The organism is Kribbella sp. CCNWLW201 (genome assembly GCF_037203805.1).
Taxonomy (GTDB): domain Bacteria; phylum Actinomycetota; class Actinomycetes; order Propionibacteriales; family Kribbellaceae; genus Kribbella.
In genome coordinates this window covers 54,349-67,696 of the sequence record NZ_JBBCBQ010000011.1, presented here as the reverse complement: position 1 = coordinate 67,696, position 13,348 = coordinate 54,349, and the positions used below count along the sequence as shown (strand labels likewise).

11 protein-coding genes are annotated in these 13,348 nt (G+C 63.9%); 6 read left to right on the top strand and 5 right to left on the bottom strand.

Annotated elements, in window-relative coordinates:
* Positions 1 to 74: 74 nt before the first annotated feature.
* Positions 75 to 956 (bottom strand): alpha/beta fold hydrolase, encoded by an 882-nt coding sequence (locus V9K99_RS34735; RefSeq protein WP_337009472.1) that lies wholly within the window; start codon positions 954 to 956, stop codon positions 75 to 77.
* 64 nt (positions 957 to 1,020) lie between these two features.
* Here V9K99_RS34735 and V9K99_RS34730 point away from each other — a divergent pair, with 64 nt between their 5' ends.
* A complete protein-coding gene (locus V9K99_RS34730; protein ID WP_337009470.1) occupies positions 1,021 to 1,575 on the top strand; it encodes a TetR/AcrR family transcriptional regulator in 555 nt (184 codons plus the stop codon).
* A gap of 718 nt (positions 1,576 to 2,293) precedes the next feature.
* On the opposite strand, the gene V9K99_RS34725 is transcribed toward V9K99_RS34730, so the two are convergent.
* Positions 2,294 to 2,782 carry a DUF1269 domain-containing protein gene (locus tag V9K99_RS34725; protein ID WP_337009468.1) on the bottom strand — a complete coding sequence of 163 codons (489 nt, stop codon included), beginning with the start codon at positions 2,780 to 2,782 and terminating at the stop codon, positions 2,294 to 2,296.
* Positions 2,783 to 3,221: 439 nt separating this feature from the next.
* On the opposite strand from V9K99_RS34725, the gene V9K99_RS34720 reads away from it, so the two are divergent.
* The 5 genes from V9K99_RS34720 (at position 3,222) to V9K99_RS34700 (ending at position 8,407) form a co-directional block, all read left to right on the top strand.
* Complete coding sequence (locus V9K99_RS34720; RefSeq protein ID WP_337009467.1) at positions 3,222 to 3,533, top strand: transposase; 312 nt, start codon at positions 3,222 to 3,224, stop codon at positions 3,531 to 3,533.
* Complete coding sequence (locus V9K99_RS34715; RefSeq protein WP_337009465.1) at positions 3,530 to 4,609, top strand: tyrosine-type recombinase/integrase; 1,080 nt, start codon at positions 3,530 to 3,532, stop codon at positions 4,607 to 4,609. Before V9K99_RS34720 ends, V9K99_RS34715 begins: the two co-directional genes overlap by 4 nt.
* A gap of 730 nt (positions 4,610 to 5,339) precedes the next feature.
* Entirely contained in the window at positions 5,340 to 5,825 is a 486-nt protein-coding gene (locus V9K99_RS34710; protein WP_337322851.1) for a hypothetical protein, read from the top strand.
* Positions 5,826 to 5,832: 7 nt separating this feature from the next.
* On the top strand, positions 5,833 to 8,133 hold the full coding sequence (locus V9K99_RS34705) for a caspase, EACC1-associated type (RefSeq protein ID WP_337009461.1): 2,301 nt from the start codon (positions 5,833 to 5,835) through the stop codon (positions 8,131 to 8,133).
* A gap of 103 nt (positions 8,134 to 8,236) precedes the next feature.
* Positions 8,237 to 8,407 carry a hypothetical protein gene (locus V9K99_RS34700; protein ID WP_337009459.1) on the top strand — a complete coding sequence of 57 codons (171 nt, stop codon included), beginning with the start codon at positions 8,237 to 8,239 and terminating at the stop codon, positions 8,405 to 8,407.
* Between the two features lie 226 nt (positions 8,408 to 8,633).
* On the opposite strand, the gene V9K99_RS34695 is transcribed toward V9K99_RS34700, so the two are convergent.
* The 3 genes from V9K99_RS34695 to V9K99_RS34685 form a co-directional block, all read right to left on the bottom strand.
* Positions 8,634 to 10,556, bottom strand: a complete 1,923-nt coding sequence (locus V9K99_RS34695; protein ID WP_337009458.1) for an ATP-binding protein — start codon at positions 10,554 to 10,556, stop codon at positions 8,634 to 8,636.
* Positions 10,557 to 10,732: 176 nt separating this feature from the next.
* Positions 10,733 to 11,959 (bottom strand): hypothetical protein, encoded by a 1,227-nt coding sequence (locus V9K99_RS34690; RefSeq protein WP_337009457.1) that lies wholly within the window; start codon positions 11,957 to 11,959, stop codon positions 10,733 to 10,735.
* 463 nt (positions 11,960 to 12,422) lie between these two features.
* Positions 12,423 to 12,980, bottom strand: coding sequence for a hypothetical protein (locus tag V9K99_RS34685; protein WP_337009455.1), 558 nt, complete (start codon positions 12,978 to 12,980; stop codon positions 12,423 to 12,425).
* Positions 12,981 to 13,348: the final 368 nt, after the last annotated feature.

The following is a 13,348-nucleotide window of genomic DNA, read 5'->3' as shown; positions in this document are numbered from 1 at the left end:
AACAGAAGGCCCGGACCTGTTGGTCCGGGCCTTCTTCCGCAGCGGAGGCAGGATTTGAACCTGCGACCTCTGGGTTACGAGCCTGCTCGTTCGAACCAGTCGAGCGCGAGGTCGGCGACCGCGGCGGGGGCGTCGTCGGTGATGAAATGCGCTGCGTCGTCGACATAGGCGAACTCGACGCGATCGGCGTACCGCTCCGGATTGCGGCAGACACGCTCCAGCTCCTCCGCCCAGGGGTGGTCGCGGCGGCCGAATGCGACGAGGGTCGGAACCGTGAGCCGCCGGCGGCGGTAGACGCCGCGGGCCAGGCGCATGGCTTCGGGCAGGACCATGCCGCGGGTGAGCGTACGCACCGCGCCGTCGATGTCGGGACGGCGCATCGGGGCGAGGTGGGCTTCGATGACTGCGTCCGACAGCGGGTGGGCGACGTACTCCTCGGAAAAGACTCCGCGCAGTGAGGCGCCCGGGCGATGCCAGATGAACGGGGGCAGGTGCCGGAAGCCCGGGAGGAGCTTGGGGCTGAACTTCATGAAGGCCGGCGGCACGGAGAGTTGCACCGCTGTTCGTACCCGCTCGGGGTGGTCGTAGGTCAGCTGCAACGCGGTGATGGCGCCCATGTCGTGGGAGACGAGGTGGGCGCGTTCGATGTCGAGGGCGTCGAAGAGGGCGAGCAGGTCGTGGAGCCGGGTCTCGCGTTCGATCCGCGGATCGTCGGCCTCGGTCCAGCCGGCCCCGCGCAGGTCGGGAATGATGACGCGGTAGCCGCCTGCGGCGATGACCGGAGCTGTGGCGCGCCACTGCCACCAATGCTGGGGAAATCCATGCAGCACCACGACCGGTTCGCCCTCGCCGATGGCGGCGACGTGAGTATGCAGGCCGGGCGTCTCGACGACGAGATGGTCGAAGCCGGTGGCCTCTGGCAGCGGCGGCGACCAGGCCGTGGCAGGCGTGGACATGGCGACCCCCCTTCGCGCGGTGCAGATACTATGTTCATAGTAGACCTCTCGGAAGGGGGTGTCGATGCCGGCGGCTACCCGCGAGCGCGGGCTCGAGGCGGCCGTGGAGTTGCTCGGCGCGGAGGGCGTGCGCGCGTTGACCCATGCGCGGGTCGATGAACGAGCAGGGCTCCCGCCAGGGTCGACCTCGAACTGGTTCCGCACCCGCCGGGCGCTGCTCGCCGGTGTGGTGGACTGGATCGCCGAGCGCGAGCGCGCCGATTTCGACCCGGCCGCGATGCCTGCGATTACGGGAGTCGACGAGCTGATCGAGGGCTTGTGCGCCATGACCGAACTGCAGGCCGGGCCGTTCGCCACGCGCACCCGCGCACGCTACGCCCTCTTCCTCGAACTCGCCGGCGACCCTGAGCTTGGCGAGCAGCTACGGCGGCAGCGCCGCGAGTTCGAGCGGTGGACCGAGCAGATTGTGATCGCCGTCGGCATCCCCGACCCCGTGCCGGCGACGAGGGCCCTGATGGCACTCTGCGACGGGCTGCTCCTCCACCGGCTCACCGTCGACCCCACTCTCGACATGCGCCCCGCCATCCAACGCGCAGTACGCGCCCTCGCAGACTCCTGACCTGACACGGATCGGGGCACAGACGACAGGTCAGACCCATACACCAAAACGAAGGCCCGCACCTATTGGTCCGGGCCTTCTTCCGTAGCGGGGGCAGGATTTCAACCTGCGACCTCTGGGTTATGAGTAGCCCCACGGGTGTCTCAGAAGCAACAAGATGTGTCAGCGTACGCAGATCCCAGGCCTGACCGGTGTCTGATACGTCTCATTCAGCTCATCACATCCGCCGACTCTCCGGTGGGCTTGGGTACAGATCTGGGTAAGGATCGAGCACATCAGACCGCTTCCATGCCATTCACACCTGGCGACCGGACGACGGGCGGCGAGTACCTCGGCATGGTCCGTCCATGTGCCCGGCAGTCCGGTGCGGTACCGCACCGTTGTCACTCAGCTAGTCACTCAGAGGGCGGTGGCTCGGAGGTCGGTGCGCCGACCTCTGGCCCCTCAGCCGCCGACTGACCAGATGCGCCAACGCTCCGGGAACGCACCAGCCGGTACTCCGCGGTCTCCACCGCCTCCGGCACCTCCACCACCTCCGGCCCCTGCCTCGCCCACGCGTCGTGTTGGTCGCCTCTACCGTCCCCCGCTCGAGTTCACCATGCCGACGGAGGCCACCGGATCGTCGGTCCACGACGACCGGAATGCAGAATCGCGGCCGCCGGCGGAGTTTCTTGGGGTGCTGCGGTTTCCTGAGGCTGCTCAGCGGGGCGGCTCGGTGCTACTTGCCGCCGAAGGTCTCCAGCAGGACCTGACGCTCAGCCTCGGTGAGGTTTGTGTCGATCAGCTTGCTGTGCATGCCGTGGAAGCGTTCGCCGACGCGGTCGAGGTCGCCTTCCTCGGTGACCGCGAAGAGCGCCGAGGTTCCTGGTGTCACCTCGGTGCGGATCTTGTGCAGTTGCTCCTTGGTGATCCCGGCGTCCTGTGTCATCTTGCTGATCGCGCCGATCGCGGCCCCGGCCACGCCACCGATCACGGGCACGAAGAAGAGGGCACCGAGGAGGACTCCCCACAAGGCCCCCCACCCGGTTCCGCGCCAGGTTTCCTCGTGGCTCTGCTTGGTGGTCGGATGCGATTCACCTTCGGGCCACGAGACGACCGCGTGGTCGAGGATCTTCACCAGCCCATCTGCCTCACAGCCCTTGAGGATCGAGGCCGCGCCCTCAGCACCATCCGGACTGTCGAACTTCCACACCGTAAAGGCGGCCATGGTGCACTCCTTGCCTTCAATCAAACCGAGCGCGCACGGTTGCTGCGCTGTTCTTGTCCAGTTCGCGGCCAGGGTGACGCTGGCCCACGCGCCTGCCGCACCCCATTGTCGCCGCCAGCAACCGTGGCAACGTCACCCCGCCGGGATGAATCTGACAGCCAGGCGCATAGCTCCACGCGGGCCGATTCAGCTGCAGTTGCCCAGGCGCCATAGTCACTCGGGTCATGCGAATGGCCGGTCTCCCTTGCGGGAAACCGGCCTCTGACCTGCGGTGGAGCTTAGGGGATTCGAACCCTGACCTCTTCCATGCCATGGATTTCCCCTACGCTGCGGACGCCTTGGCCAAGATGCCTATGAGTCCACTGACGTCCGGTGTGGGCCCGACCCGTTTTGACGGACATCCGAGATCAGGAGCTTGTGCTCCGGAAGGATGTTCATCATGGAGTCCATAGGCAAGAAGAAGCCGCGGCCTCGTCGTTCGTTCACGGCTGAGTTCAAGGCCGAGATCGTCGAGCTGTGTCAGCGCGGCGATCGGTCGGTTGGTCAGGTCGCGAAGGACTTCGATCTGACCGAGACCGCGGTGCGGGAATGGCTGAAGCAGGCCGAACGCGATGCCGGCACCCGCATCGACGGGTTGACCACGAGTGAGAAAGACGAGTTGGCGCAGTTGCGGCGGGAGAACCGCCGGCTGCGCGAGGACGTCGAGATCCTCAAGCGGGCCACGGCTTTCTTCGCGAAGGAGACCCGGTGAACTGTTACCCGTTCATCGAGGCGGAGAAGCAAGGCGACCACAACGTCAAGCGGGCGTGTGAGTTGCTGCAGGTCTCCCGTTCCGCCTACTACGCCGACCGCGCCAGCGGCCCCTCGGTGCGCGAGCAGCGTGACGCCGAGCTGACCGGCAAGATCATCGAGATCCACGACGAGTCCAGCCACACCTACGGCTCGCCGCGAGTCCACCGCGAGCTCCGATCCCAAGGCGAGCGGTGCTCCCGCAAGCGGGTCGTCCGGCTGATGCGGGCCGCCGACCGGCACGGCCGCATCCCGCGACGATGGAAGAAGACCACGATCCCTGACCCGGACGCCCCCACCCGCCCGGACCTGATCGGCCGCGACTTCGGCATCGACCTCGACCAACCCGGTCAGCTGGACCGCCGCCGGTGTGGCGACATCACCTATATCCACACCTGGCAAGGCTGGCTCTACCTGGCGCTACTAGATCGCTACGACGGCATGTGGGTACTCGCAGCAACTACCGGCATGAGGCGATCTGAATTGGCCGGAGTCGAGCGCCAGGGCGTCGACCTGGAGAACGGCGTACTGATGATCGAGGACACGCGAGTTGTCGTCGCCGGGCGAGCACAGGCGTCCGATGGCAAGTCCGAGGCGAGTCAGCGAGAGATTTCGCTCGACGCCTTCACTGTGCGCCATCTGAAGAGGTTCATCGATCAGATGAACCAAGAGCGAAAGGACTTCGGCAGGAGGTACCCGAACCACGATTACCTGATGGCTGGACCGGAAGGCCGACCGCTGCACCCCGACACCATCACCGCGCGGTTCAATCGCCTGGTCGACCGGGCAGGCGTACCGCGCATCCGTCTGCACGACGTCCGCCACACCTACGCCACACTGGCCCAGGACGCAGGGCACAACATCAAGACGCTCAGCGAGCGGATCGGCCACGCAGACGTGACCGTGACAGGGAAGATCTACACCCACAAGTCGCGGGGTACGGATCGAGTCATGGCCGACGCCATGGGCGCGATGATCGAGCGTCTCGCGGCCCAGAACGAGGCCTCCGAGACGGGCCGTGGAAGCGAGGTTGGGTAATGATCTGGGTAATGACGGCACCGAAACGGACCGCGAGCCGCCCGAGTGAGCATCAGAGTACGACCCAAGCTCGCCAGGTTCGGTAGATCACAGCGAGGGCAAACGCGCAGGTCAGACCCCGTATAACAAAGCGAAGGCCCGGACCTGTTGGTCCGGGCCTTCTTCCGTAGCGGGGCAGGATTTGAACCTGCGACCTCTGGGTTATGAGTAGCCCTGACGCCGTCTCAGGGACCTCACCGTACGCCAGGTGACGAGGCCGCCCCATCCGCGAGCCGGTCTCAACCGTCTCATGGATGGCGATCCGATCGACCACCTATCAGGACATCTCGGTCACAGATCTGGTCACAGATCGACGGCTTCCATGCCATGGATTTCAGCCATGGCATGGTCGGCTTGGTGCCCTTCGCTTGGGTCCACACTCATCCACTCCAGTCCGGTAAAGAGTGCGGTCGTTGCCTCCCGTTTGCCTCCCGAGGTGGAGACTGTGCAGGGTGACTCCCTGTCGGTCTGCAGATCCAGCTAGGTGACCAAGCCAACGCCCGGCCGGGCGTGATCGCGACCCCCGCCGAATCGTCGCCGAGCGCCTGATCTGCTTCGCCGATGCTCTTACCAACACGGCGTCGGCAGGTGTGGTCGCGCTCTCGGAGAGGCTCTCGCGCGAGCTCCACCCGTGACGGTGTCACCCGTGTCGCTGTGCAGGCGAGGCTTCTTCTTGCTCCACGACACTCCTATGATGGAAATGCCTTGCGGACCGACCGCCCTGATCTTGGATGCCTGTCATAACGGTCAACTGGACCGGATGACAGTCTCAGTTCGCGACATTGACGTTGAGCAGGGGTGGGCCATGGCGGCCATGCAGTTGACGGTTGCGATCGCGGGCGGCGCCGATAGCGACGCCGAGGAGGTGGAGCGCCTCACTGCACAGCTGCGCAGGCGGCTGTTGGATCTCGAAGTCGCTACTGTGGAACCCGTGCTCACCGACGACATCCCGTCGGGGGCCAAGCCCGCCGATGCAGTGACGCTGGGCACACTGGCCGTCACCCTGGTGCCAGCGGTCTTGCAGGCTGCGCAGTTGGTCGAAGCCTGGTCTAGGCGGCATCCGCTCCGCAGCGTGAAGCTCACGCTCGGGAGCGACTCGATCGACCTAATCCGCGCCTCGTCCGACGATCAGCAGAGGCTTGTGGAGCACTTGACCAGCCGGCACACGGCGGGATGACGCGGTCATGGGAAACCGCGAGGCACTAATCGTCGCGACGGGGACCTACCAGGACCCAGGACTGCGACGACTTCGCTCTCCTGCACAGGACGCCACAGCGCTGAGCCGGGTGCTGAGCGACCCAGGCGTGGGTGACTACCGCATCTGGACGGTAGTCGACGAGACCGAATCCACGATCCGGCGAGCAATTTTCCGGTTCTTCGCTGACCGGAGCAGGGACGACGTGCTGCTGCTCCACATCTCGTGCCATGGAATCAAGGACGACGAAGGCCGGCTGTACTTCGCCGCGACCGACACCACCAGGCAGGCCCTGGAGGTGACCGCGGTTTCGGCGAAATTCCTCAACGAGCGGATGGAGCGCTGCCGCGCTCGCTCCATCATGTTGCTCTTGGACTGCTGCTACGCGGGCGCGTTCGCCACAGGCTCCAAAGGCGACGAAGGGGTGCACCTGAAGGAGGAGTTCGAAGGCCGCGGTAGGGCAATCCTCACCGCCTCAAACGCAATCGAGTATGCGTGGGAAGGCGAGACACTGTCCGGCCAGGGCAAGCCTTCGGTGTTCACGTCCGCGATTGTTGACGGGCTGGAATCGGGGGATGCGGATCGCGACGGCGATGGGAAAGTGTCCCTCTACGAGCTGCATGAGTACGTGACGGAGCGCATGCTGGCGGCCACGTCCAAACAGACACCACTGAAGTGGGAATTGGGCATTGAGGGGGGCCTCTACGTTGCTCATAGTCCCCGGGCAGGCACTGCACTTCTCCACCAGGTGCTGCAGGTGCTGGAGCATCCCCTGGCGGGGGTCCGTGCCGGTGCGGTCAGCGAATTGGCGAAATTGCTGCAGAGCAACCAACCTGGTGTCAGGCGAGCGGCTCGCGATGCACTCGAGCAGTTGCTGCACCATGACGATAGCTTCATGGTGCAACAGGCAGCGGGCCGGGCACTCAATGCGCGTGACGGCAGCAATGCTGACGTTCCCATACGATCGGAGGACGATTACGAGGGTGAGCATCGGCGGTCTGGGAGACGGCTCGATGATGAGGAATCGACTCCGGAGGTGGCGCGTGAGCGGCTCGACGCTGATCGCGCCATCCCTTCCGAGACACACCTAGAAGCACGACCGGAGCGCGAGGCAATGATCGCCCGAGAGATCGTTCGATCGATGCTCGGAAGGGGCTATTTGCGTTCTTTAGGGTTCAGCCCGGACGGGAGTTGCTTCGTCATCGGCGGGAATACCAGCACCCGCGTTTTCGACATCCGGCGGCGACAAGAGATTGGCCGGATGCCATTCGGAGCGGGGTTGCCCTTCTCGTTTAGCTCGGACGGGAGTCGTCTCGCGACTGCGCCCTCCTGGAGTATCGTCGTCCTCTGGGACGTCAGGAATGGTCGAGAGATCGCCCGACTGAGGCACAGGTCCCAAGTTTATGACCTCAGTTTCAATTCTGACGGCAGCATGCTCGTAACTGCCTTCTCCATGGGCAAAGAGGCCGCCGCCGGTGGCGAAGCGCGCCTGTGGGACGCGTCGAACGGTCAGCAGCTTGCGCGTTTGAAGCACAAAGGCAAAGTTTCCCGAGTGGCTTTTAGTCCAGATGGGAATCGCATCTTAACTGGAAGCAGCGACAAGTCGGCGGCCCTCTGGAACGTCTCGAATGGCCAGATCGCCGCCCGACTGAAACACCAAGCTGCGGTTCGCTCTGTACGTTTCAGTCCCGATGGCAACCGCATCTTTACCGGGACAGGATTCATTGACCGTCTTTGGGACGCCGCCGACCAGCGCGAGATCCTCCGGGTCAAGTATCAACACAGCCAAGACTTTCCAGGAACGTACGTCAGATGGGATACACGCCGTTTCGCCTTCAGCCCGGACAGCACCCGTCTCGTCACTCTGGGCCTGGACGAGGGTGGCCAACTTTCAGACGCGATAGACGGTCGGGTGATCGCGTTGGTGGACCATCGGGATGCTCACGAAGTTGCGTTCACTCCTGACGGAGGACGGTTCGTCACCACGGGCAGTGAAAGTAGCCGCATATGGGGCTCGCACGATGGACGCGAAATCCGGCGGCTCGAACATGCCGCTCGACTTCTTGCCGCTGGACCCAGCGGCACTTGGCTCGCCATCGACAGTGACGACGGTATACTCCGACTCTGGAACGGGGAGGACGGACGGGAGATCGGCCAGTTGCAGCACGACGGTGCCGCCCGCCTGCTGGGGGTTGCGCCCGATGAGAGTTGCGTTGCCACCCACGAAGAAGTGAACGGTGGCTCGTGCATGCGCTTGTGGCAACTAAATCCCGCTGGGCTTGAATCCTGACGGCCGGGGGCCATGGTCCGGTCCTCGACGGCGATGACTGCGCGGTAGCAGCGCATGACCGATCTGATCCGACAGGACGTCGCAGCCGGGTCGGCGGTCTGCCGTGGCCGTGGCCTGGGAGAGCGACTCCGACCACGAGATCGAGGACCCAGACGACGCGCTGCTGGCGTTCTCGGACCGGCCCAACGGAATCGCCGTTGAGGCGGGAATTGAGACAGAGTCGGGCGCGTTCTCGTGGCTCACTCAGGAAGACCACGGCGACGATCCTGGATGACGCGGGCCAACGTGCTCGACAGATCGCGGATCAGCTCGGGCACGCGTGGCCGTCGATGACACAGGACGCCGGCGAAGCCGTCACATGCTCAACTCTGAACCGTGACGGCCGGGCTCCGTGCCTGGAACACCCGCCCGCCTCGGCATGAAAGCGAGCAACCAACCGCGCCCAGCAATATTGAGAGGACTGGCCCGACGCTGTGACCTACCCCGGGCCGGCAACCTCCCTACTTCAGGCGCTCGATGAGAGTGCGCACGGCTATCACTGCGATCGTGTCCTCGCCGGCAGAGTCCAGGCTCGCAATGTGCGTCACGCCTGCGTACTGACTCTCATCCTCGTCGGCCTCAACCACATGCATGGTGAGTCCTCCAAGTGATCGAGATTGTCCCACGACGTCCCAGCAGATCAGCCAGCGAATGTCTTTCCAATCCTTGAGGTCTCTCACCAGGTCGTGCAGCAACTCAAACGGATCGAACTTGAACTCTGCGATTCCCTCGCGCTGCCGCTTGGGGATCTGGGAGTCATCAACCGGGAAGGCATCTCTGACCACATCGGCGACTGCTTTAGCGTCGTAAACCAGGTATGAATCGTATGCGTAAGAGCCGCTGAAGAAGACCGGCGAGAAATGGGCGAGGATGCCGATCCCACGGAGCTCATTGAACAGGGCAACGACATCTTGCTCTTCGGTGGGCTCGGTCAGATACCGAATTTCGCCCGAGGCCTTCGCCAACTGGACGGGGAATGGCTTCTTCCTGCGCTCCGCAGCACGATGCAGCGGCTCGTCATAGTCAATCGTCCGGCCGGATCGCGTCGTCGGGAGGAGAAACACATCGCCCTGCTTAGCAATGTCCTCCGACACGGGATTCTCAAGCACGGCAAGAAGCTCAAGGATCTCCGGCGGATAGTCCTTCCGGCCAAGATCTGGCTCTACGCGTTCGAGATGAACAACGACCCAGATTCGCTCCACGTTGAAGCCTCGGTGACTGAGACTCAAGTCCCGCTGCCAAGACGAGATCATGGAGTCAGTCGCGACTCGGATGCTAGGTGCGATCAGCTTGCGATTCTTTGGGATACTCCAGCTCTCCGACAGAGTGTCCTTAAAAGCCGCACTGAATCCGGCGAGAGCATATGCAGTGACGCTGTGTTTGCGAAGCTGGGCCTCAACCTCGGCGTCATTCGTGATCAAATCACCTTGGATGCGGTCAGCTTTTCCCTTCAAGAGCTCCACAAGCAGGTCTGTATTGTAGAAGCGATACGCCGCTTGGTGTTTGCGCGTCCACTTCGCCGGCGGTTTGGTCGGGGGGGTGTTGGCGAGATACTTGCCAACATCGAATACTTTCACGCCAGATTTCAGCTTCTCATGCGGGAAGCGAAATGCCGCTCTAAGCTCCTTCGAGACCAGAATCCCATCGGGCGTTCTATAATCAAGCTGAGCATCGAACACCGGCGCACCGGGGGCAGCCGACCGAGGATAGAGCCCAATCGCCGTCTGGGCTTCCAGCACCGACCCGGCATATTCCGGCGACGAAAATGTGCGGTAAAGACTCTTCGGCTCTGTCTGCTCACCTACCTGGACCGTAACGACCGTGCCAGGTGCCCGCAGAAGCCCCTCCTCATCCTTCAGGTCAAATATCTCAGCCACCGGAAAATCAGTCTGAGCACTGTCTTCCAACCACTGTCTCGCATTCTCCATGCGTACCCGATAATGCTCATCTACGGTCCTGCACTCGGCTTCGAAGAAGTTGAATCCGTACGCCAGGAAGGTCAACCCGACCCCCTTATGCCCCCGGGATCGACCTTTGCGAAACAGCTCGGCTTTCTCAGTTACGTCGGGAGCCAGCAACGTCCTTATCGAAGCCTTCGAAATGCCCCGTCCATTATCAGCGACCGAGACCTTGCCATTCGCGCAGTCGATCTGGACGGTCACCCTTCCCCGCTCGATAGCCTTCTCCCGCACGGCTTCGTCGATCTCATCGACCGCATTCTGCACTGGCTCAGCGAGAATGTCCGCAGGGTGGTTATAGCTCTTGATGATGTTCCGGACACGCTGCTTGATCGCCCCAGAGATTACCTGCGGATCTGCTGCCTCAAGCGGATTAAACTTCTGACTCAAGACCTCGCCCCCCTCTTCGAACACTTCCCAGCTCACGATCTAGTCGGGTCAGAAAGAGCCTAGCGTCTCCCACAGCCGCGTGGGGCGCAGGTGGTTCTCGTACCAGTGGCGCCGCGGAGACCTGAAGGCTCTGGGACTTGCGTACTAGTCACCCTGGCAGCCCGCCTGCGTCGAGTTCCCCGCCGTCGCCTGCGCAGTTCCCGCAGTGGCGCTCACTCCCGAGCGCCAAGGAAGCTGTGGACTCGATGCCAGGCGAAGTAAGGCTCGCGCGGCAGCGTCCAAGCTGGTGCTATGAGGCCGTCGTACCGACTCAGATCGACCGACGCCGTCTCGTCGCAGAGCAGCTCACCCCTCGCGCTGACTGCTAGGTATCCGTGTTCGTACAACGCGTCACAACCGAGCGTGCAGGCTGGCATCGCGACGTTGAACAGGTCCCGCCGCTCTTCGTCCGTGCACTCCCGACGTGGCTTCACGTGCGCTGCAGCTAGAAGTTGCTCGGGGAACGACCGTCCACAGATTCCGCATTGGTGCAGGCGATTCGGATCCCCAGTTCCGATCCCGATCACTCCACGAAGAAATCGCTGTTCGCGACGGTAGGACCGGATGGTCATGCCGTCGGTGTCACCAGAAAAGGTCCCCGTCCACCGTGCGTACCGCTGCGGGTCCGGCCCCAAGGGTCCTTCTTGATCCGACTCGAGATTGTCGACGACAAACCCCATGGCGCGAAGCGGATCGGCCACCGAACGCCTGTCGCCGCGCAGCGGGCCAGCTGAGTCGATGCCCTTGATAGTGCGCGCACCGCGGAGGATGGCCATAGCATCGAACTCGCTGCCGCCTTCGACTATGACGTACTTCTGCGCGGGCCTGCCGCCGTACTTGTCCATGAAGGCATCGCGGCCGATCCGCTGCCACTCATCGAGCGCTGCCGTGACGTCGGCGCCGGTGAGTCCGTCAGACACGGCTGAGCGCCGTGGAAGACTCGACCGCACCACCTGCAAGATCTCCTCGATCTGAGCCAGATCAACTTGCGTCGGGCCAACGAAGGTCAGCCGGATTCGCTTCCTCTCGTTGCCACCGCGCGCTGCGGTGGAGCCGATGTTGCCCTGCGGTCGAGTGATCGCCTTGCGGAGAAGGTCGAAGTCTGCGACTTCCCCAAGCTGAATCGGATATGACCACGGAAGTGGCTGAATCCGCCTGTCGCGCGGCGTCAGCGTACGTGTGTTCCGCGAGTCGACCAGGACGTCCTCCAGCACGGCGTCGACCATGGCGAGTCGTCGCAGCAGCGTTTCGAGAGTCAGCGGGTAGTCGCGGTTCCGGGACCTCTGAGTGCCGCTCATCCCGCCGGCGCTATCCAGCGTCACGGCCAGTCGCCCGTTGCCAATCGCCTCCAGGTCGAGTTCGGCGTCGAGCGTTTCGCCGTGCTCGCCAGCCAGTTTCATGCCTCGCTCACCTGTGCCCTTTCTTCCGGCGATCCGGTGGCCTTCCGACGCGGCGCCCTCCCATTGCCTGCTGGCTGGGCCAGGGTCCGCGAGGGTGACCCCACCCGGATCTGGGAATCAGTCTGGCACGGCTCATCGCCGCCGGCGGCGGTTATCCACAGGATCGGGCCGCCGACCTGCGTAATACTGAGCGACGAGGCCTACGGAGGTGCTGATGTCCGAGCCGGTGCCAGCGGTGCGCTCGAAGCCGGGTGAGTACTTCCTTGCGGCTGAGCACGTCGAGGTCGAGCTCCAGTTCCGGTACGGCGACGCGGTGTACGAGGTCACGAGCGAGCCGAAGCGGTGTGGGGTGCAGCGTGGACGGCGACGGTCCGGCAGATCGAGGGGCGGCGTCCGGGGATTGAGTTCAGGGCGAATAGCCGATCAGGATGAGCGCCCCTGCGGGAGGGTGGGACGCACCTGATCAGGGGCCGGCGCGTACGCCAGCGCGGGGACGCCTGCGGCGGCGGCCTGCGAGAGCAAGCGGAGGCCGCGTGTCCTCATTGGCCTCCAGCTGAATCCGTCGCTCCTGCGCCTCGGCGAGAGCGCGGCCGCGTTGCCACAAGCTAGCCAGCGCGCCGGCACCTGCCGCGATCGCAACGCAGCCGAGTACGAACAGCCAAGCGAGCACCGTGGGCCAGAACGTCATTCTCTTCTGCCACCCCTGCATGACGACCTCGGCTGCGTACTTTTCCTGCGCATCGACACGAGAGCAGTAATACTCTTCCGCCTCCTTGTCCGCGCTGGTGAGACACTCCCGCCTGAAGTCGTCGGCGCGCACCACCTGCATGTTCGCGAACGTATCGAAAGCCGAGCGTGCCTTGTCGATCTGAGAGTCTGCGTACAACAGCACAACCGCCGACGCTGGAATGGTGACGCCAATGATCGTCATCACCGTCGTCGTCACCAGGACGGCGAAGTCGTAGCGCCGCTGCGCGGCCGCCTCCTTGAGGCGCGCCCGAACGAGTTCCTTACTTACCATGTTCCCCACCAACTCGCCGCGAAGTGTTCCCGATCAGACGATGACAGGTCGCGGCCGGTTCCGCCGAGATGCACGGGCGGCGGGACGCACACGAATGCCAAGGGCTCGCACGCCGTCCTGACCTAGGTCAGCAGCAGCCAAGCGGCCACCTGCCCGGCCAGCAGCCCACTCCCCCAGTGACGACGATAGCCCCACAGATCCATTTGGCCTCCTCAGTCAGCGCGTCGAATAGTCATGCCGTTCTCAGATCGCAGGTAGCAGCGACAACGCTGAGTCGCATCAGTCCCTTGCCGTAGATGATCGCATCGGCGCCGCCGGGCTGCCTCCGGCTGCCAACCTAGGTCGACCGGATGGACCCCACGACACAC

Excerpts from the sequence above, each read along its gene's own strand:
- V9K99_RS34735 (WP_337009472.1), bottom strand. The coding sequence starts at position 956 with ATGTCCACGCCTGCCACGGCCTGGTCGCCGCCGCTGCCAGAGGCCACC.
- V9K99_RS34730 (WP_337009470.1), top strand. The coding sequence starts at position 1,021 with ATGCCGGCGGCTACCCGCGAGCGCGGGCTCGAGGCGGCCGTGGAGTTG.
- V9K99_RS34725 (WP_337009468.1), bottom strand. The coding sequence starts at position 2,782 with ATGGCCGCCTTTACGGTGTGGAAGTTCGACAGTCCGGATGGTGCTGAG.
- V9K99_RS34720 (WP_337009467.1), top strand. The coding sequence starts at position 3,222 with ATGGAGTCCATAGGCAAGAAGAAGCCGCGGCCTCGTCGTTCGTTCACG.
- V9K99_RS34710 (WP_337322851.1), top strand. The coding sequence starts at position 5,340 with ATGATGGAAATGCCTTGCGGACCGACCGCCCTGATCTTGGATGCCTGT.
- V9K99_RS34705 (WP_337009461.1), top strand. The coding sequence starts at position 5,833 with ATGGGAAACCGCGAGGCACTAATCGTCGCGACGGGGACCTACCAGGAC.
- V9K99_RS34690 (WP_337009457.1), bottom strand. The coding sequence starts at position 11,959 with ATGAAACTGGCTGGCGAGCACGGCGAAACGCTCGACGCCGAACTCGAC.
- V9K99_RS34685 (WP_337009455.1), bottom strand. The coding sequence starts at position 12,980 with ATGGTAAGTAAGGAACTCGTTCGGGCGCGCCTCAAGGAGGCGGCCGCG.